The following is a 25,002-nucleotide window of genomic DNA, read 5'->3' as shown; positions in this document are numbered from 1 at the left end:
TATATGTGTTTGCAATTTCATCTGTACGGGTTCAGCCTGTACGAAAAAATCACAAAAAGTTCGGTAATGTCAAGTATTGCCAGGTTTTTGGTGAACTGTTTACTCTCTTGTCGCCTTCACGGCGATCTGACCTTGTATTCGTTACCCATCCGTGACGATACTTAGTTATTTTTAAATAGATTGGCTTCAGATAACTACAATAATTGTCGAGCGGTGCTAATCGATGTTCGATCTAGATTTATTTTTTTACTTTGAGATTCTTGCATATCTTCTGGGATTATTGGCGACTTTAGCCGTGGTGTCCGCGATTTATCTCAAGTGGCGCCGAAGGCCTTCCAGTCTACCGCTAGCCCAAGAGCAACGGCTGTTGGCAGACTTAAAGCCGGACGATTTATCTGCAGGATTCAAAATGCGGAAAAACTTTTTGATTTTCCCCAACTCAAATCGGTGGCCGGCAACTGACAGCTTCTTGGGTAAAGTTTTAGGTATGGGCCGCGCTGTATTCTTGGCCAAGCAACAGCGCCTAACTGTGAATTCTTCGCCACTTGTGGGGCCTGGAACCTGCAAAACCCTAAGTCTGAGCATTGCGGGTTCGATGGGGGAAAATCCCGATCGCCCGAATGCCGAGAATCCTCCCAAAGTTACTGCTTCCGAGCAATTAGAGGAACATTTGTTGGGGGAAATCCTAGCAGCTACTGATTCGCCGGGGGGAGCTGAATTCTTTGATGCCTTAGTTTGCCACTTAGCCTCAGCACTCGGAGTTCGCACCGCCGTCGCTGCCAAATCGATTAAGCCGAAGGCACGCACCAATGCTGCTGCCGATAGATTGCAACTTATCAGTTTTTGGAGCGACGGACAGCAGCAGCCAAACTGTGAGTACGACATCGCCAATACTCCCGAAGCGCGGGTGCTGGAGGGGGGAATGTATTCCTGTCCCGACAACCTCTGGGAAACCTTTCCAGAAGACCGCAGACCGGTAGTTACAGGTGCGCGCAGTTTCCTGGGAGTCTTGCTCAAAAACTCTTACGGTGAACCTTTAGGCATTATTTGTATTTTTCACGATCGACCCCTGGTCGAAGCACATCTTGCCAAATTCCGATTAATTCTCAGCATCTTTGCGGGACGGGCCGCTGCCGAATTAGAGCGGCAGCGCCTAGAAGCAGCACTGTCCACTGTAGAAGCGAAATACTGCGCCCTGGTAGAACAAATGCCCGCTGTCACCTACATTTCTCCCCTCAACCGCAAGGCTGCCAAACTTTACATCAGCCCGCAAATCGAGACTTTTCTAGGTTATTCTGTAGCTGAATGGAGAGCAGATCCCGACCTGTGGCTAAAACTCGTTCACCCAGAAGACCGTGACCGCGTGTTAGTGGAAAACGCCACACAGAAATTCAGCGATGGAGAAGATATCTTCTGCGAGGGGTCGCTGGTTTCAGAATACCGCGCGATCGCCCGCAACGGCCGAGTCGTCTGGTTCCGCGATCAAGCGACCGCAGTTCGCGATGAAGCAAGCAAATCTGTCATCCTTCAAGGCGCCATGTTTGACATCACAGAGACTAAAGTAGCTGCCAGCGCGCTGCTAGAAAGCGAATACCGCTATTACACTTTGGCAAAAATACTGCCGGTCGGGATTTTCCGCGCCGACGCTGCTGGAGATTGCTTGTACGTCAATGAGCGATTTTTGGAGATGGCGGGACTGACTGCGCCAAAGGCAATAGGCGAAGGTTGGGCGCAAAGTTTGCATCCGGAAGACCGCGAGCGTGTTTTGAGCCAGTGGTATCGCGCTGTCACCGACAAGTTGCCCTGTAAGTTAGAGTACCGTTTTTGCAAGGGTGACTTCACAACCTGGGTCTTTTGGCAAGCAGTGCCAGAAATGACCAAAAGCGGTGAAGTTCTAGGCTATCTCGTCACGTTGACGGATATCACCGATCGCAAGCAGGCAGAATTCGCCCTGCAACAGGCGGAAGAGAAATACCGCAGTATCTTTGAAAATGCGATCGAAGGCATTTTTCAGACAACCCCCGACGGACGCTACCTCAGCGCTAACCCTGCTTTGGCGAGAATTTACGGCTACGAGTCGGCCACCGAATTGATCGCGAATATCCAAGACATAGACCGCCAACTTTACCTCGATCCCATCCGCCGCGTCGAGTTTTTGCGCGCGATCGAAAAACACGGTTTTGTGTCTGAGTTCGAGTCCCAAGTTTACCGCGCTGACGGCACTACTATCTGGGTTTCGGAGAACGGTCGGGCAGTTCGCGACCCTGACGGAAATTTACTTTACTACGAAGGCACTGTCGAAGATATTACCCTCCGCAAAATAGCAGAAGATAAGTTAGTACACGATGCTTTGCACGATATGCTAACCGGTTTGCCCAACCGAGCTTTATTTATGGATCGTTTGGGGCACGCGATCGACCTTTCCAAACGCCGCCCCGATATTTTGTTTGCGGTGCTGTTTATCGATCTCGATCGCTTTAAGGTTGTTAACGACAGTTTGGGGCATTTAGTGGGCGATCGGTTGCTGATCGCGATCGCGCAGCGCCTGGGAATCTGTTTGCGGGCTGGAGATACCGTTGCGCGTCTTGGCGGCGACGAATTCGCTATTTTGCTGGAAAATATCAAAAGCACCGAGGATGCGATCCAGATTGCCGAACGAGTGCAAGCGGAACTGGCTGAACCTTTTTACCTTAACGAGTATCAAGTTTTTACCAGTGCTAGCATTGGGATTGTTTGTTCTGGTCTTCCTCCGTATCCAACGGAAACCAGCAAACTGTCGAGTCCCGAAAATCTGGGAAATATCGATCGGGAAACTTCTTTGTCTTGCTTATCTTCCGACTCTCCTGTTTCCAATGTCCCGTTGTCCATATTGTACGATCGGCCTGAAGAACTGCTCCGAGATGCAGATGCTGCCATGTATCATGCTAAGGGATTGGGCAAAGCTCGCCACGAAGTTTTTGACTTAAGTATGCACACTCGCGCCGTCGCCCTTTTGCAACTGGAGAACGACCTGCGACGCGCTTTAGACTCCCAGGAATTTCAGCTTTACTATCAGCCCATCGTCTCTCTAATTACTGGTAAAATCAGCGGTTTTGAAGCGCTGCTGCGGTGGTATCACCCACAGCGGGGTGTCGTATCTCCTGGCGAGTTTATTTTAGTAGCTGAAGAAACTAGATTGATTATACCTATGGGCTGGTGGATGATGCGATCGGCTTGCCGTCAGATCCACGAGTGGCACCAAAAATTCCCAGCAAATCCGCCGTTGACTGTCAGCGTCAACCTTTCTAACCAACAATTTAAACAACCGGATTTAATCGATCGCATTCGTGAAATTTTACAAGAAACTCAGCTTGACCCCCGCAGTTTAAAGTTAGAAATTACTGAAGGCGTCATCATGGAAAATGCCGAATCAGCAGTCGCTATCCTCGCGGAATTGAAAAAGTTAGAAATTCAATTATATATTGACGATTTCGGCACTGGCTATTCTTCTTTGAGCCGCTTGCACACTTTTCCAACTGATGCTTTAAAAATCGATCGAGCTTTTGTGAGCCGCATGACTGAAGATGAAGGCAACGAAGCGATTGTACAGACTATTTTAATTTTAGCCAGTCATTTAGGTATGGATGTAATTGCTGAAGGAATCGAAACCAGCGAACAGCTTAATTTACTCAGAGCTCTGCAATGCGAATACGGACAAGGATACTTTTTCTCAAAGCCGATAGACAGCATCGCAGCCACACTTTTGATAGAAAGTCAACCTAAATGGTAATTTTACTGTTGACTGTTGACTGTTGACTGTTGACTGTTGACTGTTGACTGTTGACTGTGGATTATTAACTTTTAGGTTTTTGTTTTAGTGAGTTGAGATAAGCATTCAGTTTTGGTGAAAGTTCATTTAATAAGGGATGCAGGCGATCGCTCTGTTCTTGAGTTAAAAGATTTCGAGCGTAGGCAAGTCTTAACCTGTGTCTTGTTTCGTTTAAGGAGCCTCTGGCAATTTTCACAAAACGCTGATTATCTTGGCAGTTATAGCGTCCATGTCCTTCTGCAATATTAGCACCAACACTATCAGCCGATCGCACTATTTGTTTGCCCATCGTATCCTTCGCAAAGTCGTCCCATTTTTTAACAATAAACCATATTTCATTTGATATTTTTTCAGCTAATTGATAAACTCTTAGCTGTTGGAAGCTTTCCATCTTAGCTCCTTTAACATAGTCAACAGCCAACAGTCAACAGTCAACCGTCAACAGTCAACCGTCAACAGTCAACCGTCAACTTCCTTAAAGTTTCGCTTCCAAAGACTTGAGAAACTCAGTATTTACCCCCGACTCTCGCGTCAGGGCAATTTTCCCAGTACGAGCAATTTCCTTAATCCCAAATTTATTCAGAACCTGGACGATCGCCACCATTTTACCGGGATCTCCGACAACTTCCAATGTCAGCGTATCATCACCAATATCCACAACTCGCGCTCTAAAAATTTGAGCTAACTCAATGATCTCCGATCGCGTCCCGCTAGCAGCATTAACTTTCAGCAACATCAACTCCCGTTCCACACAGGGAATTTCCGTTATATCCTGAACTTTAAGCACGTTAATCAACTTGTACAGTTGCTTTGTCAACTGCTCGATTATCTGGTCATCTCCGGGTACAACCATCGTAATCCGAGACACTCCCCCTTGTTCTGCCGGGCCAACGGCCAGACTTTCAATATTAAAACCCCGACGGGCAAACAAACCAGCAATTCGAGTGAGGACACCCGCTTCATCTTCAACTAAAACCGAAAGAGTGTGTTTCATTTCTCCAAAAAGACGCATTTCGTGCAATTCTACTTTCGCCAATTCGCCTTTTAGCAGAACTGCACGGTCATTGAACCTGTATTAAACAATATATAGCAGTTGACAGTTGACAGTTGACAGTTGACAGTTACATATAGCAGTTTGATCGCTTTGTGAGGTACGCCCGCTGTCCCCTATATCCCAAAACACCTGATGTTACTGAGAAAGGCTCTAGTATCCGACTCAAACCGTTGACGAAGCAAGGGATCGCGGGATCTATTCATGACGTTATTTATGTCAAGACCGGTATAGCGGTTGCTATATTATCTTGTACGAGCAGGTATGGGGTCGATTCTTCAATTCTAAAATTGCTTTCACATTGTTCGCGCTCGCCCTGCAACCTCTAAAATCTAAAATCTAAAATCTAAAATCGATTGACGGGGACTGAAATTTTGAGACCCAATGGGTCTCAAAATTCCTTCACAGAAAAACCCGGTGTTGCAGAGATGGCATCTGGCGGCGGACTTGTTCTAGTCGATCGGGATTAATTTCTGCGATCGCCACACCCGGTTCCTCTCCAGCATCCGCCAAAACCGCGCCCCAAGGGTCTACAATCATCGCGTGACCGTGTGTTTGACGGCGACCGTAGTGGCGGCCAGTTTGTGCAGGGGCGATCATATAACAAGTATTCTCGATCGCCCTAGCTTGCAACAAAACCTTCCAGTGATCCTTGCCAGTGTAAGCAGTAAACGCCGCCGGCACGAACAAAATATCAGCCCCCTTGTACGACAAATGCCTGTACACTTCCGGGAACCGCACGTCATAGCACACCGAAAGTCCCAGCGTCCCCAACTCCGGCGACACATAAACTGACGGCAAATCTTCACCAGCTTTCACAGTGTTCGATTCCCTGTAAGTAATGCCGTCGGGAACATCCACATCGAACAAATGTACTTTTCTGTACCTTGCCACTTCAGTGCCGTTTGGGTCTACCAGCAAACAAGTATTGTATACCTTCCCCCCCTCCGTCGGCACCGGAAATCCGCCGCCCAGAATCGTTACCTGGAACCGTTGGGCCATCGTTTTGAGGAATTTTTCGCTTTGGAGTCCGATCTCCTCGGAAAAAGCAATTTTTTCCTCCTCTTCTCCCATAAACGAGAAATTTTCTGGTAAGGAAACTAACTCCGCCCCCCGACGCACTGCCAGGTCGATTAATTCCTCTGCCTGAACCAAATTTTTTTGCAGGTCAGGCAAGCTAGTCATTTGAATTGCTGCGGCGAGATAAGACTTCATCGATTCAAAATATTAGTCAATAGTCAATAGTCAATAGTCATTAGTCATTAGCCATTAGTCATTAGTCATTGGGAACTAATTTGATAACTAAATAGTTTAGATCCTTGGCTTTCACCCATTTCGGCGCTGGTTTTGCACGAACTGGTATGGTGTGAGAGTTTTGATATTTGAGCTTTAAATTCACCTGTAACTCATCACTCAAAACTCAAAACTCTCAACTTTTTCCTACTAGGTTTTCCAACCTAATTTCCTTCAAATCTTACGGCATCGGATGGAAAAGCAGGTCGGGGAAAAAGCGGTTAAATTCAATTAAAGCCGCAGCTTGAATAGATATCCAAAGGATAGCCAATACTGGTGCTGTCGAAAGAAACTTGACAAAGTATTGCATGAATTCTGCTCCTGAAAATTCGAGACAGTTAGTAATTGCCGATCGGTCGAGCGCTAATTGCTAATTTCTAGTTAATTACTTAACTGTTAGCTATTAGCTCTTCTCCATTTCCCAATTTTAGCGGGGGGAAACAGTAATTTCGTCTTCCTTCGCAAACATTTCACCGCTGGTGATTGAGGTGAGAGCTGCCAGAGGCCATAAAACGCCGCTCATCATACATTTGATTGCCAAAGGAACGTCGATAATAATCTCTTTTTCCTCTGGGGTTGCTGATTTTTTGGTAACTTGCAGATAAGAACGGCCCACCCAACCAATCCAACCTGCGATATACAAGAACAGTATGCTAGGAATCAAAAAGTCCCCTGCTCTGCTCAAGTTGCCGTCTACGATTAAGTGCGGGTATCCTTCCGGGCCGCACATAGCTTGAGAATAGCGATCGAACCGCGCTTTCGCAGATGCCGGGTCGCCATTGGTAGAACGTGCATTTTTAGCCAGTTCCTTGAATTCGGGAGAGTCCTTGCACGGCACTAAATTGTAAGCCGAAGCAACTGGAGCAAAACTGAACCAGACACTCAACACTAAAATTGCAGCAAACAATCGTCGCATGGAATTGTTTCCTTTTGTTACAAAACAATAAGTTTTTGTACAAGCATTTCAACTTGCCAATCTGGAATCCAGATTACCGTGTTTGTTGACAGTGTAAAGTATCCATCATTGATGTGGCAAAGCCCAATAGAATGAGGGATTCCCGTTTTCATAGGTCAATGCTGAGCTAGCAATACCGCGAGGATATTCCTTCATTGCATCAGAGGATGGTCTTACCTGTCGATCGGGCAAAAATCCCTTAACAATAACCTGAGTACAGGTAGAGCGGGGGACTTGCGCCGAATTAGCTAAGCTAGCAATAACTAACCTATCAAATAAAATTACCAGTTAATGGCAACCATTTTCGCGATCGAAACAAGTTGTGACGAAACAGCAGCAGCGATTGTTAAGAATCGTCAAGTTTGCAGCAATGTTGTAGCATCACAAATTAAAATCCACGAGCAGTTTGGCGGAGTAGTGCCGGAAGTGGCTTCGCGGAGTCACCTAGAAATGCTCAATCAGGTAATTGCCCAGTGTCTCGGTGAAGCAAACCTGAGTTGGTCAGAAATTGACGGCATTGCAGCGACTTGTGCCCCCGGTTTAGTAGGTGCATTGTTAGTCGGGCTGACAGCGGCGAAAAGCTTGGCAATAGTCCATCAAAAACCTTTTTTAGGCGTCCACCACCTCGAAGGGCACATCTACGCTTCTTACCTTACCGAACCCGACTTGCAGCCACCGTTTTTGTGTTTGTTAGTTTCCGGGGGACATACTAGCTTTATTTACGTCAAAGATTGCGGCGTTTATGAAACAGTAGGACAAACACGCGACGACGCCGCGGGCGAAGCTTTTGATAAAGTCGCGAGACTGTTGCAGCTAGGATATCCGGGCGGGCCGCTGATTGACAAATTGGCCGCCCTTGGCAATCCCCAAGCATACCCTCTACCAGAAGGCAGAATTTCCTTGGCTGGTGGTGGCTACCATCCTTACGACAGTAGTTTTAGCGGCTTGAAAACCGCAGTTTTGCAATTAGTGCAGAAACTCAAGAAACAAAATAACAATCTGGATGGGGAAGGCTTATTGCCTGCCTCTACAATTAATGATATTGCGGCCAGCTTTCAGGAAACAGTAGCCAAGGGTTTAACAAAAAGAGCGATCGACTGTGCCGTAAATTTCGGGCTGACCACTATTGTAGTCGGTGGGGGAGTTGCAGCAAACAGCGGACTCCGAAAAAATTTACAAGCAGCAGCAGCAAAACACAACTTGCGAGTATTGTTTCCGCCCTTAAAATATTGTACAGACAACGCAGCAATGATTGGCTGTGCGGCGGCAGAACACTTGCAGCGAGGACACACATCGCCGCTGATTTTGGGACCAAATTCAAGAATGGCCCTCAGCGATATTATGGAACTGTACAAGAGTCCTTAGTTATTAGTCATTAGTTAACAGTCAACAGTCAACAGTCAACAGTCAACCCAACGATGAAAATCCGCGACGCAAAAGAAAGCGATTTGCCAGCAATTGTCCAAATATATAATGCAGCAATACCGGGCAGAATGGCCACAGCAGATTTAAAACCAGTCTCAGTCGAAAGCCGCCTCCCTTGGTACAGAGAACACTCCCCCAATTCCTGGCCGATTTTGGTAATGGAATCAGAACAAAATATTGTTGGCTGGCTGAGTTTTCAGCTTTTCTACGGACGCGCTGCCTATCAGCATACAGCCGAAGTTAGCATCTACGTCGCACCCGATCGCCAACGCTGCGGAATCGGACAAAATTTATTGCAATCGGCAATTGTGCGGAGTCCAGAATTGAAGCTTAAAACTCTCATAGGAATAATTTTTGCTCACAATCAGCCGAGTGTAAGATTGTTTGAGAAATTTGGCTTTCAGCGGTGGGGATATCTGCCACAAGTTGCCGAACTTGACGGTCTTGAAAAAGATGTCGTAATTCTCGGCTTGCGTTGTCCGTAGGGAAACGGCAATGCTTTTTATCGTGTTAACTTAAGATTAAAAACCTTTGTATCTCTCGCTTATAGCCGAGGCCAGATCCCCCTAAATCCCCCTTAAGAAGGGGGACTTTGAATGCTCTTTATTTTCCCCCTTCTTAACGAAACGAAAGAGAAGACTCTTTCCAGTTAAAAAGGGAGACTTAAAACACTCTTGTCCCCCCCTTTTTAAGGGGGGTTAGGGGGGATCTGGACTCAGCTACAAGCGAGATTTTCCCAAGCAAAATCGGCCCAGGCGATCTGATGTTTGCTCAATCTGCTAAAATTGTAATTTCTTCCAAAGATGCGATCGCCACATCAGCATTTTCCAAATGACTAACCTGGGCCTTCCCCCAACAAATCCCGATACAGCCAGCCGCGCCCGCATTTTTACCCATCTGAATATCGCCCGCTGAATCTCCTACCATCAAAGTTGCTGCGGGATTTACTCCGAGTTTCTCACAAGCTTGCAAAAACAATTTCGGATCTGGTTTATGAACCGTTGAATCAACTCCCATTTCTAACTGAATCCACTCGGCTAATGCGTGGTGTTTCACAAATTTTTGCACCGATTCTGTTGTAGCCGCCGAAAGAATTCCCAATTTTAAACCCGCTTCCGAAAGATATTTTAGCACTTCCAAACTGCCGACAAATAAAGGAGAAACCGCACTATGTTTAAACATTTCGTCAGCTTCGTCAAAAGCGCGGCGCGCAATAGTTAAAGATTCCAGCCATCCCCTGCCGGTTTCGGCGATGTATCCCGCCGCCACAATCTCATTTTCCCTACGACTACCGACTGCTAGCAAGCCTGTGGGGTCGATGCTGCCACCTTCGATGCCGAAAGCCATTTGTAAAGGCTCTCCAACGCCCGGAATTTGAGCGTCTGCGAGGCGCGATCGCTTAATTCCCAACAATCTCAAAAATTCTTGAGAATCCTCTAGAGTGCCGTCTTTGTCAAAGATTACGGCTTGGATATTCGAGAAGGTAATGCCCCGACATTTAATAGTTACCAAGAATCTGAACCCCGTAATTTTTATATTTTTTGTATGGTCTCATATTGTCCTATTTTTAGCAATTGTTTTTAGCGCCACATAACTCTCTTGTCCCCCCCTTACTAAGGGGGGCTAGGGGGGATCTGGCCTTAACTATTACGAGATTGATCGTACTCTTGTCCCCCCCTTATTAAGGAGGGTTAGGGGATATCTGGCCCTAAGAATGACGATCGCACGCACCCAACAACTCCTGACAAACTCCCTCAAAACACTGCAACACATCAACATTCGTAAACCTGACAACTTGCAGTCCATACCCCTCGAAAATCTCTGTTCTTTCCGCATCATATTGTTTCCCCTGTTCAGTAAAATGACTCTCGCCATCAACCTCAATTACCAATCTTAAAGCAGCACAATAAAAATCTACAATAAAATTGTCGATCGGTCGCTGTCTCAAAACTCTAAAAGGGAAATTTCTCAGAAAATTTTCCCAAAGTTTCTTTTCGGCTGGAGTTGGATTTTTCCGAAGTTCCTTGGCGATAGGGATGAGTTTTGGGTTGTAAGGTAGGTGGAAATTCGAGTCGTTTAATTTGATCATCATCCTCCTAATCTCGGATCGATCCCCCCTAACCCCCCTTAAGAAGGGGGGGACAAGAGTTTAACTGCCTAATCTAATCTCAAACATCATAAATCAAAACTCCAAAATATTTAAAATCGTCCTACTAAATTAGCCACCATTAATCCTAGTACAACCGGCTCGACCGGCTTAACCATATGCCTTTGAAAACCAGCTTCGATCGCCCTTTCGCGTTCTTTATCGCCCGCATAGGCAGTCAGCGCCGCGGCTGGGATTTCTCCTCCGGCTTCCGCAGCAAGAGCTCGCACTTCTCGAATTAAGAAATACCCATCTTCCTCTGGCATTCCGAGATCGGAGATTATCAAATCATATCTGCCCGGATTTTCAGTCAAAGCAGCGATCGCACTTTTGGCAGATGCAACTGCCAAAACCTCCGCCCCGTAGCCTTCAAGCACAAATTGTAAGAACTCGCGCGTATCGATCAGATCGTCTACGGCTAAGATGTGCAAGCCTTCTAGAGAGGGGACGCGATCGCTAGAGGCGTTTAAAGGCCCTACCAAATCAGTTGACTTTAAATCGATCGCCGATGTCAACTCTTGAGGCAGCGATCGCAACGGCAATCTCACAGTCACTGTAGTTCCTTGTCCCTCACCCGGACTTTCGGCTTGCACCGTTCCCCCGTGCAATTCAACCAGGTGACGCACGATGGATAAACCCAATCCCAGCCCTTGATTCCCTTTAACGCTGCTGGAATCGGCTTGATGGAAACGATCGAAAATATACGGCAAAAATTGTGCCTCAATGCCTTTTCCCGTATCGCTGACTCGAAGTTGAGCATGATTCTCGATCGCCGATAGCATGATTTCCACTCGTCCCCCCGCCGGAGTAAATTTAATCGCATTAGACAGAAGATTCCACACAACTTGCTGCAAGCGATTGATATCCCCTAAAACAGTCGTAGAAATCAACTCCGAAACAATTTGAATGTTTTTTGCCTCGGCGGATAATTGCACCCCGTCCAGCGCGGCTTGCACCGCTAACCGCAGATCTATCGGACAAATGCACAGTTGAAGCTTGCCACTGGTAATGCGGGAAATATCCAGGATATCTTCGATTAACTGAGATTGCGCCCTCGCGCTGCGATCGATCACCTCTAGAGCGCGAATAGCCTGTGCTTCATTAAGCTTGCCAGAGCGCAGAATTTGTGACCACCCCAAGATCGGAGTCAGGGGATTGCGTAATTCGTGGGAGAGATTTGCGAGAAATTCATCTTTAGCACGGTTGGCGGTTTCTGCTTGTTGGCGGGCCAACTGTTCGTGCTCCAATAACTGCGCTCGTAGGGTCTCAAACTGCTTGCGATCGGTGATATCCTCGATCGACAACAGAATCATTAAAGCTTGGTCTTCTCGTTCAAGTTTACAAGCATTCAGCAGCATGGTTTTCTGCCCGCTCTGCTCAAACAGGTGATTCAACTCAAAGTTTTCAAGCTGAACATCACTCACCAAAATATCTTCCAAAATCCCTCGCAATTGGGGGATATTCCACTGCCCGTTGCCTAGCTCAAACAGCGAAGATTTTGCTGTTTCTGACGGTGAAACCTGAAACATTTCATAAAACGAGCGATTTGCTTTATTCACTCGGAAATTAGCATCTAGGACCACTAAAGGCGTTTGCACAGTTTCCACAATGGTTTCAGAATAATTTCGGGCCTCCTCCAAGGTTCTGGCACTGCGTTTGAGGGCATCAATATCGAGCAAAACCATCACCACGCCGTCAATCTGGTTTTCTGTTGTCCGGTAAGGACGAATGCGGAGGTTGTACCAATATCCCGATAAGGTTTGAATTTCTTGTTCTTTCGTCTGGAGAGTATCAATCACCTCCAAAATCATCTGTTCCAAGTCAGGAACGTTCAGAGTTGAGCGGATGTCGCTAAAAGGTCGTCCAACATCTGTGGGAATCACACTAAAAATTTGCTGTGCCGTTGGCGTAAAGCGTCGAATCTGTAAATCGTTTGTCAGCATTAAAATAGGGATATTGATACTGGAAAGCAAATTTATCAGATCGTTATTGACCAGGCTTTGTTCAATATTGCGGCTGCGAAGTTCATCGTTAGTGGTAGTGAGTTCCTCGTTAGTGGCTTGAATCTCTTCTTTGGCAGTTTCTAACTCCTCGTTGGTGCTTTGCAACTCCTCGTTGCTCGATAGGATTTCTTCGTTGGCAATTTTGATGTCTTGGTTGAGATTTTCGTGTTCCTCGATCACCGCTTGCAGTTGCGCTTGAACCGCAGTTTTGTCTTGGTAAGCGGTTGCAAGTGCCTGTCTCAGCAGCTCTATTTCGCGCAGTAAATCAGCTTGCTCGAAGCTTTCAGAAGGGAGGGTGGTGAGGTTAAGCACCGGGAGTGAAGCCGGTTCAAATAGCACCAAAAAGTAGCGTCCTTCGACCGCCTGTGGCTGGAACGGAATCACCTCAAAATTGACGATACTCGATCGTCCGCCCGATTCAACAACCGATACCCCTTCTTTCCTAACGCTCACATTCTGCGTTTGTGCCTGATAAATGGCGGTGCGAAGCTCACCCAGCAAGCCTTCCCTTGCCATTGTCAGCAAGTTTAACTCGGGCGTTCCGAATGCCAGTCTCAAGTAAGGATTGATGTCTCCCCGCACTTGCAGGATGTTCATGAGCTCGTTGACAACTACACCGCCTAGGGGATAGCGATTCAAAATCAGTTGGTCTGTTTGTCGCTGTAAATCAAAGCTATTTGTCAAATTTTCCTTCACTCCCTGCCGTTCACGTGCTTTAGCTACGGGATAGGAACTCGGCGTAAACGAAAGATTGGGGCGAGTCGCAGTCAACTTTTTGGCATAAATTTTATATTTTTTATGCACTGAAGTAAACAAGTATGAGAATTTTCCGGTGCTCTCAGAAGTGCCTAACAAGAGAAAGCCATTTGGGTTAAGACTGTAATGAAAAATGGGCATCACTTTTTTTTGCAATGACTCTCCCAAGTAGATCAGCACATTGCGACAGCTAACTAAATCGAGATTGGAAAAAGGCGGGTCGCTACCTAAGTCTTGTCGGGCAAATACACACAGTTCGCGGACTGCCTTGCTGATTCTATAGCTACCTTCTTCTTGAGCAATAAAGTAGCCAGTACGTCGTTCGGGTGAAACATCTACCATCTGGTTTTCTGAGTAGACGCCAGACCTCGCTTTGCCGATCGCCTGTTCGCTAATGTCTGTGGCAAAAATCTGGATCGGTGGCTGGATGACTCGATCGCTCAAAAACTCTAACAAGCAAATCGCGATCGAATAAACTTCTTCACCTGTCGAACATCCCGCCACCCAAATCCGAATCGGAGTTTCGGCCGATTTATTTTGGGTAATCCGGGGGAAAACCAGTTCTGTTAACTTTTCAAAGGCTTCGGGATCACGGAAGAAACTGGTAACGTGGATCAGGATTTCTTCATACAGGGCTGTGACTTCAGCCGAATGGTGTCGAAGATGTTGGGCGTAATCATTCAAGGTTTCCAGCTTGTACAACACCATCCGTCGCTGAATGCGTCGAGAGATCGTGGTGGGTTTGTAGTGACTAAAATCAACGCCTGTGGTGGATTTCAGCAGCGCAAAAATAGTTGCCAGGGCATCTCCCTGTTCGGGCGATTCCTCAACTTTTGTCAGGGGAAGCGGGCCAGTCAGAAGGGGATTGCGACTATAGTTTGCCAGTTCCTCGGCAATTTTTTCCGGTGGCAGAACGAAATCGACATTGCCTGTCGCAACAGCGGTATTCGGCATACTATCGACTTTTGCCGTGTCTTGACATTGAGCAAAAGTCATGCCTCCGGCTGCTTTGATTGCCTTGAGCCCCAGTGAACCGTCTCCGTCTCCCCCGGATAAAACTACGGCGATTGCTTTGTGCCCGCGATCGATCGCCAATGAGGTAAAAAACGCATCTCCCGGCAGATATTTGCCGTAAATCTTCTCGCGCGGTGATAGTTGCAGCACGCCTTTACATAGCACCATCTTGGTGTTGGGCGGAATAACGTAGACTTGATTGGGCTCTACAACTACGCCGTCTTTTACCTCATTAACAGGCATTTGCGTCGTTCTCGCGAGAATCTCGCTCAGCAAACTTTTGTGATTGGGATCTAAATGCTGAATCAGCACAAACGCCATACCCGTATCGATGGGTAAATGGCTCAGTAACCCCGTGAATGCTGCCAAACCTCCTGCTGAGGCAGCAATCCCAACAATGGGAAACGGGGCATCGGTTTCGGCTAATTGTTCGGAATCGAGGGCGACTGGTGCGATCGATTCGGGTGTATTTTCTGGAGATTGTTGAGGAGAAGTCATGATGCGAAGTCCTCGACTTCAGTTATTTAGTAGAATAGATACCGGGCAAGCCTAATGCTGAGTAATTCGGGCTATTTTTATCAAAGCGTACTTAAGTGATCGGCATTATGAAGCTCCATTAAGGATGAGCTACACTGTGGGAGCCATGAGCTGATCGCTATCGCACAATTCTATCTGCTGTTGGGGCGAGCGCAACAAGAGGCTGGCAATAACCAAGTAGTATATCAGCTTTTGTACTTAGCTTTTTTCACCCGCCAGTGTAGCAGACAGCGCGATTACTGATTCGGTATTAATTCTAGCAGTATAAGCAACTTGTGCGCCTTGTATTCCTTTTAAATCTTCTACTCGTTTTTGAATTTCGGAGACTCCAGCAGCTTTTAATGCTGTTAAAAATGCTTCGTCGCTGTAAACATCTTCGGAAAATGAAACTTCGTCACTTTTAGAAAGATTTTGAATGCGGGCGGCTTTGTTGACTGTAGAGCCAAAATAGTCGATCGAATTATTAAGATTTACCAGCAAAGCCGTACCTCGGTGAATGCCAATCCTGACTTGAATCCACTCTTGTGCTTGGCGAGTGGAATTATACTCTCTCAAACAGGCTACAGCACCAGCGGCAGCCATAATAGCTTGTTCGTTGCTAATAAAGGAAGCCATGACGGCATCGCCGATGGTTTTAATGACTTTACCGCCAAATTTCTCTATCGAGTCAAAGAAAATTTCAAAATGATCGCGCACAATATTGTAAGCTTTAGTATCTCCCAGTGTTTCGTACATTCTGGTAGAACCGGTAATATCAGTAAACATAATAGTAATCGCCCGAATCTTGACTCGCTCTCTTTCAGATATTACTTGAGCGCCGAACAAACGCTTATAATCCGGGTGATGAAGCAGTTGCACTCCTGACAGCCGCAGGGGCAGTTGTTCTACTGTCAATTCATCGGGCAATTCATCTGAATGCAAAATCAGCCCCGACAAATTGTGTTCGGTATTAGTTAATTCTATCTTGAGTTTTCCCGGACGCACGGCAAGCTCTTTTTTATCGAAATCTGGGCCGGCCAACTGCTGGAGTTTAATTTCTTGTATCTCTTCTGTTTCTTCGCCTTCAACCTTTAAAATCCCTTTAGCTAAAGTCAGGGGACAGCAGTAGCGGTATCGACCTTTTTCTAAGCTAACAGTCTCTGATTCGGTGCAGTATAAAGGCGTTACCAGTTGCAGTTTGCTCTGGAGTACGGGAGGGGGAGCGCAGACGGGCCGCAGTTGCGGGTCTTCGATTTCTTTGTTTAGGGAAAAAGTAACTTCGACACGATCGAGCAAATCAATTTTAAACTCGCGCTCGCACATCGGGCAAAAAGACATTTCTGATGTGTCTGCCAAATCCTTAAATTCTTCTGTAATCATGTTGCAGTGCGGGCAGTGAATATCCCAGTGCAAGTCGAAGGCGCCGGCTTTCACTCCGTGCAGAAATTCGGAAGTAATTTTTTTAACATTCTTGACTGTATCGCCTGCTACGTAGTAAGGATTAATTCTCAATCTCTGCAAAATGTGGGAACCGGTTAACCAGTTTTCGATTTGGTCGATCGTTCCTTTGCTACAATTGGGACGTTTTTTTAGCTGTTCTAATTTTTCTTTTAATAGTTCGATGTTCATAATCCACTTGCCTTTGAGCGTCAAGGCAAGAAATTTATAATAATTTTGTTCTATACTTTGCTCGTCTGGTTGGTTCTGCCGTGAGAATGCTGATGAGGTTGCACCTGTGCGGATGTCGCTGATATTTATAAATCTTAACAAATTAGCACCCTGAAGACCATGCCTATTTAGGCAGATTGATCGCGCTGTCACTTTTTTTAATTCAAAGTGCGATCGCTGCATCGGTCTACATAAATATCTTAAATCTCGGTAATTAAGAATGGGGAATTGGGAATTGTCAACCACCCAGCAGCGACTAATATCGTTTCCGGTTGCATCGGAATAATAAAATCGAGTCAACAGTTAACAGTCAACAGTTAACAGTCAACAGTCAACAGTCAATAATTCCAGAGGAGTGCAACCGCTATTGATATAATAATTAATGACTAACTAAAAAAAAAAGAGGGAAAATTCCCTCTTTTAATCACACTAACTGCGATGTTATTCTTCCGTCGCAGGAGGGATTTCTTCCTCTACATCTAATACTGCTTCGGGTGCTGCTTCGGGTGCTGCTTCGGGTGCTGCTTCCGGCAGATCCTCTTCCATTGCTGAGGGTACGTCTTCGAGCATTTCGTCGGAGAGGTCATCATCAGCATCGATCGAGTCTACAGGAATGTCTATGCCTGCTTTAGCTTGCTTTTGAGCCAGCATTTTCTCGCGGAACTTAGCTGCCATTTCCTCAGCTTTTTCGTATACCAATTCGCGATTTTTGACCATCGCGCCCGGTTCCGGTTCCAACTGCTTGGTGGAGAGAGAAATCCGGCCCCTCTCGGCATCCAAGTCAATGATCATCACTTTCACTTCGTCGTTGACATTGAAGACGCTATGAGGCGTATCGATGTGATCGTGTGAAATTTCCGAGATGTGCAGCAAGCCGCTGACGCCGCCGATGTCGATAAAGGCACCGTAAGGCTTGATACCGCGTACTGTACCGATGACGACTTCCCCGACTTCGAGGCGGTTCATCTTGCGCTCAACTAAGGCGCGACGATGACTCAACACTAGGCGGTTGCGGTCTTCGTCTACCTCTAAGAATTTTAATGGTAATTCTTCGGCGACTAATTCTTCCTTCGGTTTGCGGGTACTTATATGAGAACCGGGAATAAAGCCTCGCAAGCCTTCTATTCTCACGAGTGCGCCGCCGCGGTTGGTGGCAAATACTTGCGATCGTACTGTGGCATCTTCTGCTTGCAGTTGTCGCACTCTTTCCCACGCCCGCATATATTCGATGCGCCGGATGGACAGGGTTAATTGTCCGTCTTCATTTTCATCGGTTAGAATGAAAAATTCTCTGGTTTCGTTTGATTGCAATACCTCTTCAGGGCTTTCGACTCGATTGATCGACATTTCCTGAATGGGAATGTACGCTGCTGTTTTAGCACCGATATCAATCAGAGCGCCCCTCGGTTCTATACTAAAAACTGTACCCGCTACTACATCGCCCGGGCTAAAGTGATAGTCATATTTATCAAGTAGGGCTGCAAAATCTTCGTGAGTAAAGCCGATGTCTTTGACTGTGGTTTTGAGATTGACCATGCGAATAGTTTCCTAGGATTTCTCTCCTTCATGTTTTTCGTTTGTGCCGGCAGATATTAGAGATTTTGATTAAAAAGTAATTAACTTTTTTCAAAATCTTTTACTAAAGTCAGTTTTCGCTAACTTTTGCCAGGTGCAACTGCACACCAGCGCTTGCCATTACTGTTACTCCATACTCTGTGTTAAAACGTTTAATCTTAACATTCCGAGTCAAGTAGACTATTATAACTTACCCGCATACTGGTTTAAAATTAATTTAAGCGAGCTTAGCTGGGAGTAGCGCAGGATGCTGGGCTTTCTCGATCGACTGATTCCGAATCCGACAAATCTGCGTCAAAATTCGGTCTAGTTTCTGTATCTTCAGCTTCGTTGAGGGGATTCTGAAGGTGATTTAGGGTATCTACAAAATCTCGGATGCCTCGAAATTGCCGATATACGGAGGCAAAACGGACATAAGCAACTTCGCTGAGCGGTCGCAGGTGCAACAGCACCAGTTCCCCTATTTCTGAACTGGCGATTTCTCGGAGCGATCGACCTTGGAGTTGGGCCTCGATTTCTTCGGCCAGAGTTTCGAGATGCCCGGAAGACAAACCTGTTTTTTCGCAGGCCCGAATCAATCCCCTGACTAATTTTGACCTGTCAAAAGATTCGCGCTTGCCGTCCCGCTTGATCACCGTAATCGGCACAAATTCTATGCGTTCGTAAGTTGTGAAGCGGTGCTGGCAGCTCAAACACTCACGCCGCCGACGGATGCTTTGACCTGATTCGGCTGAACGCGATTCTAGAACGCGGCTATTTGTGTGTTGGCAGGAGGAACAGCGCATGATTGCTGATTTTAACAGGCATTGCCAGCAAATTGCCATTCATCTAACCGCCTGGGGTCTGATGAATGGCTGGACTAGAAATATAACTTAGCAAACAGCGGTGAAATAGTCCCGCACCAAATTCGTTAGCGCAGCCCTCGAAGAGGATCACTATGATGCGGGCTAACCGCAGTCCGGTTCAGGATATTTTGGACTTGCCGCAGGCGTCTAGCTAATTATTTGCCAATCCGGGGAGGTTCCCGAAAGGCGATCGCAAAAAATAGTACACCTATGGCTAAAGCCAGAATCAAAATGTAAGCAACGCTTTCCATGTTAAATTTTCCCTATCTTCCCTTGCCGTATTATTTTATCTTAATTGCTGGTTTTATTATTAACTAAAAAAACCCGGTTTCTTGAAGAAACCGGGTTTTTGTGTAGCGGGGAAGTTTCCCCCCTACCCAGATGCTGGCGAAATTTAGAGAGGTTCTTCTCTTCTGGTGGTCACGTCGCCCAGTTTTTGGAACAAGCCCCACTCGACTTGTTCTTCCATGTCAGCCTCAACTCCAGCAAACACGTCGCGGAAAATAGTCCGAGAACCGTGCCAGATATGGCCGAAGAAGAATAGCAAAGCAAAGCAAACGTGTCCGAAAGTGAACCAACCGCGAGTCGAAGTGCGGAAAACGCCGTCCGAGTTCAAGGTTTCGCGATCGAAGTCAAATACTTCACCCTTTTGGGCGGCGCGAGCAAACTTCTTAACATCTTGAGGATTATCAAAGGTTTGACCGTTAAGTTCGCCACCGTAGAAGCTGACAGTAACTCCGCTTTGTTCAAAGCTGTATTTTGATTCAGCACGGCGGAAGGGGATGTCAGCGCGAACGACCCCATCTTTGTCAGTCAAAATTACTGGGAAAGTTTCAAAGAAGTTGGGGAGGCGGCGCACCGACAAAACCCGACCTTCGCTGTCAGTAAATACTGGATGGCCCAGCCAAGATTTAGCAATACCGTCGCCATTGACCATCGCGCCGGCCCGGAACAAACCGCCTTTAGCAGGAGAGTTGCCCACGTAGTCGTAGAAAGCCAATTTTTCGGGAATTTGTTCGTAAGCTTCTTGGAAGCTTTGGCCACCGGCCAAGCTAGCTTGAGCTCTGCGATCGATTTCTTGTTGGAAATAGCCGCTGTCCCACTGATAGCGAGTCGGGCCAAAAAGTTCGATCGGAGTTGCAGCAGAACCGTACCACATCGTACCCGCAACCACAAAGGCTGCAAAGAACACGGCAGCGATACTGCTAGAAAGTACAGTTTCGATATTCCCCATCCGCAGGGCTTTGTAAAGACGTTCCGGCGGCCGCACTGTCAAGTGGAACAAACCGGCAATTACGCCGACTACGCCCGCTGCAATGTGGTGAGCCACGATGCCGCCCGGATTGAAGGGATCGAAGCCTTCAGGGCCCCAAGAAGGTGCCACTGGCTGCACGTGACCGGTCAGGCCGTAGGGGTCGGACACCCACATTCCTGGGCCAAAAAGTCCCGAAAGGTGAAATGCGCCGAAGCCGAAGCAGAGCAAGCCGGAGAGGAACAGGTGAATGCCAAACATTTTTGGCAAGTCGAGGGCTGGTTCACCGGTGCGAGGGTCTCTGAAAAGTTCTAAGTCCCAAAATACCCAGTGCCAAACTGCTGCTAAGAACAGCAGGCCCGAGAGGACGATGTGAGCGACGGCGACGCCTTCAAAGGACCAGAAGCCCGGATCGACGTTACCTTCGCCCGTGATGCTCCAACCGCCCCAAGAACCCGTAACTCCCAAGCGAGTCATGAAGGGCAACACGAACATCCCTTGACGCCACATCGGGTTCAAAACTGGGTCTGTGGGGTCAAAAACTGCTAGTTCATAAAGGGCCATTGAGCCGGCCCAACCTGCCACGAGGGCAGTGTGCATTAAGTGTACAGAAATCAATCGGCCTGGGTCATTTAAGACGACTGTGTGTACGCGATACCAGGGTAGTCCCATTGACTGCGGTTCTCCAAGGTGTAAGTGATGATGTCTATTTTTACGGAAAAATCAGATTCTGAATCCCCAGCAGTTACCTGCAGGGTCGAAACTCTGCCTTTTGCCGACTGCCATCTACCTTCAAAGGTGGAGGCATAAAAATGAAAGTTATTTAAAGAAGTGTATCGAGTGTTAGAACCGATTGCAATATGTTGAGCATTACATTAGTTGCGGGTTGCCCATTTCGCAGCGGGCGGCGATCGTCCCGAGGCGTTCGAGGACTTGCTCGGCATCGATCAGTCTGGTGAGGGTGACGTTGCCGATATTTTTGGCGGGATCGGCGGGATCGGGACGGACTGCTGGTTGGACTTCTACCATGAGTACGGCGTCTTCTACGCGGTAGAGCCACATTTTTTCGTTGCGATCGGAAAGACAGAGGTTGAGCTGTTGGATGTCCGGCGCCCGCCTCCAGGCGGCGTGACTCCACTCGCCGCCGACGCCCCAGACGCGCCCAACTTTCCACCCATCGGATAAGAAGAAGTATTTCACTTGTGTACGCTTGTTGAGATTTTTTTGTCTAACATAGCGCAAAACTGCAACAGTACGGAATTATTGAACCGCTTTCGTCGCGAAGGGTGCATATAAATATTGTTATTCGATCGACTATTGCCTATAATATGCTATGTCAGGCATAATTTACTCAAATTAAAATAGCAGATAGTAGATTTACCGGTCATTTGAATAAGTTAATCGAGCAAGAAACAGATGACAATTAGCCTGAAGACTATTATGGAGAATTTGCCTCCCGAACAACGAGCAATAGTCGAAAAGCGCTCGATTGAGTTAATGGCTGAAGAAATGACCTTGCAAGACTTACGAAAAGCAAGGAAATTTACTCAGATTCGCATGGCAGAATTATTAAATATGCGTCAAAAAAATGTGTCGCGACTCGAACGCCGTGCGGATTTTTTGGTATCTACTTTGCAAAGTTATATCGCGGCAATGGGTGGGGAGTTGTCATTTGTCGGAGAATTAAAAGATCGACCATCGGTAAAAATTACTGGATTAACCTCGATGTTTGAAGAAAGCAGCTACACTAAGGGAGAGGAAGAGTTTTAATTGACGAACATCGGTTTTTTTAGTGAGAGCGATCGAGTCTTCAAAGTCGTTTGCGGTGTGCAAAGTTTTGGATTAGCTGAGAGTATTTAGGCAAGTAGCTTGGGTTAGGTTGGCATCGACGGTGGCGAGGGTTAGTTCGTAATGAACGGCGGTGGCGGCAATGAATCGATCTGCGGGGTCTTGGTGTATTATATCTAGTTGACGGCTCAGAATCGCAATTTCATTGGTGAGGATTGCTTCTTTTGTGTCGAGTTCTTGTAGACTTTTTTGAATCCATTTTTCTGGTGTGGGTTCTAGGGTTAATCTTCCTTTTTCGGCAAGTAGTAGGGTTTCCCAAATGCTAATGGGACTTAACCAAAGTTCGTTTTCTTCGTTAGCAATCGCCGTTTGTAAAGTGGTTGATAGACGAGGATTCCCAAGACGATACCAAAGCCAAATGTGGGTATCTAGTAAGAGTTTCATGACAGGACATCCCAAGTTACGATGTTAGAGGTTGGCTCGATGATATCTCCGATAATTTTGCCGGTATCTTTGACAGATCCGAAAGCTGCTCGTTTACTTTTTTTGATGGGGGAGATAATGGCAACAGGCTGATCGTTTTGGGCGATGGTGAGGGGTTCGCCTGTTTGTATGGCTTGGGTGAGTAGGGCTTGGATGGTTTCGGGAAGGTCGGAAAGGGCGATCTGTGTCATGGTGTTGGTGGGGTGAGGGTATAGGGACTTACCGTACATCGATTTTAAGCTGTTGTGCATCTAGATTATCTATGATATTAGAGGGGGAGAGGATTTGACGATTTTTGGAATGTTGGGTTTCGTTCCTCAACCCAACCTACAATTTAAGCCAATTCTAGGGAAAGAAAACACGCCCTAGTCCTACCCGGACTAAAACCTAATTTTGCCAGATGTCTATTATTCAATCTAAAATCTAAAATCTAAAATCTAAAATCGAATGACCACACAAACTCCTGTACAATTCCAAGACAGTTTTGACATCATCGTAGTAGGTGGCGGACACTCCGGCTGCGAAGCCGCCCTCGCCACTTCTCGCCTCGGCTGTCGCACCCTTCTCCTCACCCTCAATCTCGATAAAATTGCGTGGCAACCTTGCAATCCGGCTGTCGGCGGCCCGGCTAAAACCCAACTTACTAACGAAGTTGATGCGTTAGGCGGGGAAATTGGCAAAATGGCCGATCGCACCTACTTACAAAAGCGCGTCCTCAACGCTTCGAGAGGCCCCGCAGTTTGGGCCCTGCGAGCACAAACCGACAAGCGGGAATACGCCGCTGTGATGAATAATATTGTTGAAAATCAACCCAATTTGACCATCCGCGAAGCGATGGTAACAGACTTAGTTTTGGGCAAAAACGAAGAAGTTATCGGAGTCGAAACATACTTTGGCGTCGCTTTTGAATGCAAAGCAGTAATTCTGACCACAGGCACTTTTTTAGGCGGCACGATTTGGGTAGGAAATAAGTCGATGCCCGCCGGACGTGCGGGAGAATTTGCGGCCGTTGGTTTGACGGAAACTCTCAATCGTTTGGGCTTTGAAACGGGCAGGTTAAAAACAGGAACTCCGGCAAGAGTTGACAAACGTACTCTCGATTACACCCACCTGGAACCGCAGCCGGGAGATGCAGAGGTTCGCTGGTTTAGTTTCGATCCAGAAGTTTGGATCGAACGGGAACAAATGCCTTGTTATTTGACTCGAACTACGCCAGCTACTCATCAGTTAATTAGAGACAATTTGCACCTTTCTCCAGTCTACGGCGGCTGGGTTGATGCTAAGGGGCCGCGCTATTGTCCGAGTATTGAAGATAAGATTGTGCGGTTTGCGGATAAGGAAAGTCACCAGATTTTTATTGAACCCGAAGGTAGAGATATTCCGGAACTTTATATCCAAGGATTTTCGACTGGTTTACCGGAAAATTTGCAATTGCAAATGCTGCGGACTCTTCCGGGTTTGGAAAAGTGCGAGATGATGCGCCCTGCTTATGCTGTGGAGTACGATTATTTGCCTGCTACTCAGTGCTTTCCAACGCTGATGACTAAGAAGATTGAAGGGCTGTTTTGCGCGGGTCAGGTGAACGGTACAACTGGATATGAGGAGGCGGCGGCACAGGGGATTGTGGCGGGGATTAATGCAGCCAGGTTTGCGAAAAATCAGGAGATGATTGTGTTTCCTCGCGAGCAAAGTTATATCGGCACTTTGATCGATGATTTGTGTACGAAGGATTTGCGGGAACCTTACCGGATGTTGACTTCGCGATCGGAATATCGGCTATTATTGCGATCGGACAATGCTGATCAACGCTTGACTCCGCTGGGACGGGAAATTGGTTTGATTGACGATCGCCGCTGGGAGTTGTTCGATCGCAAACAAGCTAATATTGTGGCAGAGAAGGAACGCTTGTACTCGACGCGGGTGAAAGAGCACGAGGAAGTAGGCAAGGCAATTTTTGCTGATACTCAACAAGCGATTAAAGGTTCAATTACTCTGGCTGATTTGTTGCGTCGTCCTGGTTTTCATTATGTGGATTTGGAACGCTACAATTTAGGCAATTCTAGTCTGAAGTTGGCCGAGAAAGATGGTGCAGAAATTGACATCAAATATTCCGGCTACCTGCAAAGACAGCAAAATCAAATCGATGACATTGCCAAACACGAACGCCGACAATTGCCTGCCGATTTGGATTACATGGCAATTACAACTCTCTCCAAAGAATCGCGGGAAAAGTTGGCTAAGGTGAAACCGCTGACGATTGGCCAAGCGGCGAGAATTGGTGGGGTAAATCCGGCTGATGTTAATGCTTTGTTGATTTTCCTGGAAGTGCGAAACCGTCAGCAGCCAGCGGGTGTGGGTAAATAAGCTAAACTAGAGGTGTCTCAAGGCTTCCTTCAATTTTAGGAAATCGCAGTATGAAAAAGT

21 protein-coding genes are annotated in these 25,002 nt (G+C 46.9%); 5 read left to right on the top strand and 16 right to left on the bottom strand.

The window, feature by feature from the left end; genetic code table 11:
- Positions 1-223: 223 nt before the first annotated feature.
- A complete protein-coding gene (locus NDI35_RS18850) occupies positions 224-3,769 on the top strand; it encodes a sensor domain-containing protein (protein ID WP_445314066.1) in 3,546 nt (1,181 codons plus the stop codon).
- 64 nt (positions 3,770-3,833) lie between these two features.
- Here the strand turns inward: NDI35_RS18850 and NDI35_RS18845 are convergent, their stop codons facing one another.
- The 5 genes from NDI35_RS18845 to NDI35_RS18825 form a co-directional block, all read right to left on the bottom strand.
- Positions 3,834-4,199, bottom strand: a complete 366-nt coding sequence (locus NDI35_RS18845; protein WP_445314065.1) for a four helix bundle protein — start codon at positions 4,197-4,199, stop codon at positions 3,834-3,836.
- An 84-nt stretch (positions 4,200-4,283) separates the two neighbouring features.
- On the bottom strand, positions 4,284-4,802 hold the full coding sequence (gene ilvN / locus NDI35_RS18840) for an acetolactate synthase small subunit (protein WP_445314120.1): 519 nt from the start codon (positions 4,800-4,802) through the stop codon (positions 4,284-4,286).
- 459 nt (positions 4,803-5,261) lie between these two features.
- On the bottom strand, positions 5,262-6,074 hold the full coding sequence (locus NDI35_RS18835) for a carbon-nitrogen hydrolase family protein (RefSeq protein ID WP_445314064.1): 813 nt from the start codon (positions 6,072-6,074) through the stop codon (positions 5,262-5,264).
- A 259-nt stretch (positions 6,075-6,333) separates the two neighbouring features.
- On the bottom strand, positions 6,334-6,462 hold the full coding sequence (gene psaJ / locus NDI35_RS18830) for a photosystem I reaction center subunit IX (RefSeq protein ID WP_333037175.1): 129 nt from the start codon (positions 6,460-6,462) through the stop codon (positions 6,334-6,336).
- Positions 6,463-6,579: 117 nt separating this feature from the next.
- Positions 6,580-7,068: a Photosystem I reaction center subunit III gene (locus tag NDI35_RS18825; RefSeq protein WP_445314063.1), complete on the bottom strand. Its 489-nt coding sequence runs from the start codon at positions 7,066-7,068 to the stop codon at positions 6,580-6,582.
- Between the two features lie 330 nt (positions 7,069-7,398).
- Between NDI35_RS18825 and tsaD the strand changes: the two genes are divergently transcribed.
- Complete coding sequence (tsaD, locus tag NDI35_RS18820; protein WP_445314062.1) at positions 7,399-8,472, top strand: tRNA (adenosine(37)-N6)-threonylcarbamoyltransferase complex transferase subunit TsaD; 1,074 nt, start codon at positions 7,399-7,401, stop codon at positions 8,470-8,472.
- Positions 8,473-8,525: 53 nt separating this feature from the next.
- Complete coding sequence (locus NDI35_RS18815) at positions 8,526-9,017, top strand: GNAT family N-acetyltransferase (protein WP_445314061.1); 492 nt, start codon at positions 8,526-8,528, stop codon at positions 9,015-9,017.
- A gap of 286 nt (positions 9,018-9,303) precedes the next feature.
- Here NDI35_RS18815 and NDI35_RS18810 read toward each other — a convergent pair whose 3' ends face one another.
- The 9 genes from NDI35_RS18810 to NDI35_RS18770 form a co-directional block, all read right to left on the bottom strand.
- The gene (locus NDI35_RS18810; protein WP_445314060.1) at positions 9,304-10,044 is read right to left on the bottom strand and encodes an HAD family hydrolase; all 741 of its coding nucleotides are present in this window, start codon (positions 10,042-10,044) and stop codon (positions 9,304-9,306) included.
- Positions 10,045-10,240: 196 nt separating this feature from the next.
- The gene (locus NDI35_RS18805; protein WP_445314059.1) at positions 10,241-10,624 is read right to left on the bottom strand and encodes an endonuclease domain-containing protein; all 384 of its coding nucleotides are present in this window, start codon (positions 10,622-10,624) and stop codon (positions 10,241-10,243) included.
- A gap of 107 nt (positions 10,625-10,731) precedes the next feature.
- On the bottom strand, positions 10,732-14,949 hold the full coding sequence (locus NDI35_RS18800) for a chemotaxis protein CheB (protein WP_445314058.1): 4,218 nt from the start codon (positions 14,947-14,949) through the stop codon (positions 10,732-10,734).
- Positions 14,950-15,186: 237 nt separating this feature from the next.
- Positions 15,187-16,935 carry an adenylate/guanylate cyclase domain-containing protein gene (locus tag NDI35_RS18795; protein WP_445314057.1) on the bottom strand — a complete coding sequence of 583 codons (1,749 nt, stop codon included), beginning with the start codon at positions 16,933-16,935 and terminating at the stop codon, positions 15,187-15,189.
- A 141-nt stretch (positions 16,936-17,076) separates the two neighbouring features.
- Positions 17,077-18,171 (bottom strand): 30S ribosomal protein S1, encoded by a 1,095-nt coding sequence (locus NDI35_RS18790; protein WP_445314056.1) that lies wholly within the window; start codon positions 18,169-18,171, stop codon positions 17,077-17,079.
- Positions 18,172-18,437: 266 nt separating this feature from the next.
- Positions 18,438-18,995 carry a transcriptional regulator NrdR gene (gene nrdR, locus NDI35_RS18785; protein WP_445314119.1) on the bottom strand — a complete coding sequence of 186 codons (558 nt, stop codon included), beginning with the start codon at positions 18,993-18,995 and terminating at the stop codon, positions 18,438-18,440.
- Between the two features lie 215 nt (positions 18,996-19,210).
- Positions 19,211-19,306 carry a photosystem II reaction center protein T gene (locus NDI35_RS18780; protein ID WP_006635641.1) on the bottom strand — a complete coding sequence of 32 codons (96 nt, stop codon included), beginning with the start codon at positions 19,304-19,306 and terminating at the stop codon, positions 19,211-19,213.
- A 143-nt stretch (positions 19,307-19,449) separates the two neighbouring features.
- Positions 19,450-20,979 carry a photosystem II chlorophyll-binding protein CP47 gene (gene psbB / locus NDI35_RS18775; RefSeq protein WP_445314055.1) on the bottom strand — a complete coding sequence of 510 codons (1,530 nt, stop codon included), beginning with the start codon at positions 20,977-20,979 and terminating at the stop codon, positions 19,450-19,452.
- Positions 20,980-21,177: 198 nt separating this feature from the next.
- Positions 21,178-21,507: a hypothetical protein gene (locus NDI35_RS18770; protein WP_039887994.1), complete on the bottom strand. Its 330-nt coding sequence runs from the start codon at positions 21,505-21,507 to the stop codon at positions 21,178-21,180.
- A 216-nt stretch (positions 21,508-21,723) separates the two neighbouring features.
- Here NDI35_RS18770 and NDI35_RS18765 point away from each other — a divergent pair, with 216 nt between their 5' ends.
- Positions 21,724-22,077, top strand: coding sequence for a helix-turn-helix domain-containing protein (locus tag NDI35_RS18765; RefSeq protein ID WP_445314054.1), 354 nt, complete (start codon positions 21,724-21,726; stop codon positions 22,075-22,077).
- Between the two features lie 72 nt (positions 22,078-22,149).
- Here the strand turns inward: NDI35_RS18765 and NDI35_RS18760 are convergent, their stop codons facing one another.
- The gene (locus NDI35_RS18760) at positions 22,150-22,539 is read right to left on the bottom strand and encodes a type II toxin-antitoxin system VapC family toxin (RefSeq protein ID WP_445314053.1); all 390 of its coding nucleotides are present in this window, start codon (positions 22,537-22,539) and stop codon (positions 22,150-22,152) included.
- Positions 22,536-22,829 carry a type II toxin-antitoxin system Phd/YefM family antitoxin gene (locus NDI35_RS18755; protein WP_445314052.1) on the bottom strand — a complete coding sequence of 98 codons (294 nt, stop codon included), beginning with the start codon at positions 22,827-22,829 and terminating at the stop codon, positions 22,536-22,538. The genes NDI35_RS18760 and NDI35_RS18755 overlap by 4 nt, the downstream gene beginning before the upstream one ends.
- Positions 22,830-23,025: 196 nt before the next feature.
- Here NDI35_RS18755 and mnmG point away from each other — a divergent pair, with 196 nt between their 5' ends.
- A complete protein-coding gene (gene mnmG, locus NDI35_RS18750) occupies positions 23,026-24,942 on the top strand; it encodes a tRNA uridine-5-carboxymethylaminomethyl(34) synthesis enzyme MnmG (RefSeq protein WP_445314051.1) in 1,917 nt (638 codons plus the stop codon).
- The last annotated feature ends 60 nt before the right edge of the window (positions 24,943-25,002 follow it).

The sequence above is a fragment of the Microcoleus vaginatus FACHB-2002 genome, assembly GCF_040004035.1.
Classification (GTDB): Bacteria; Cyanobacteriota; Cyanobacteriia; order Cyanobacteriales; family Microcoleaceae; genus Microcoleus; species Microcoleus vaginatus_C.
The sequence above is the reverse complement of the archived record's forward strand: the minus strand, read 5'-3'. Positions and strand labels throughout refer to the sequence as shown.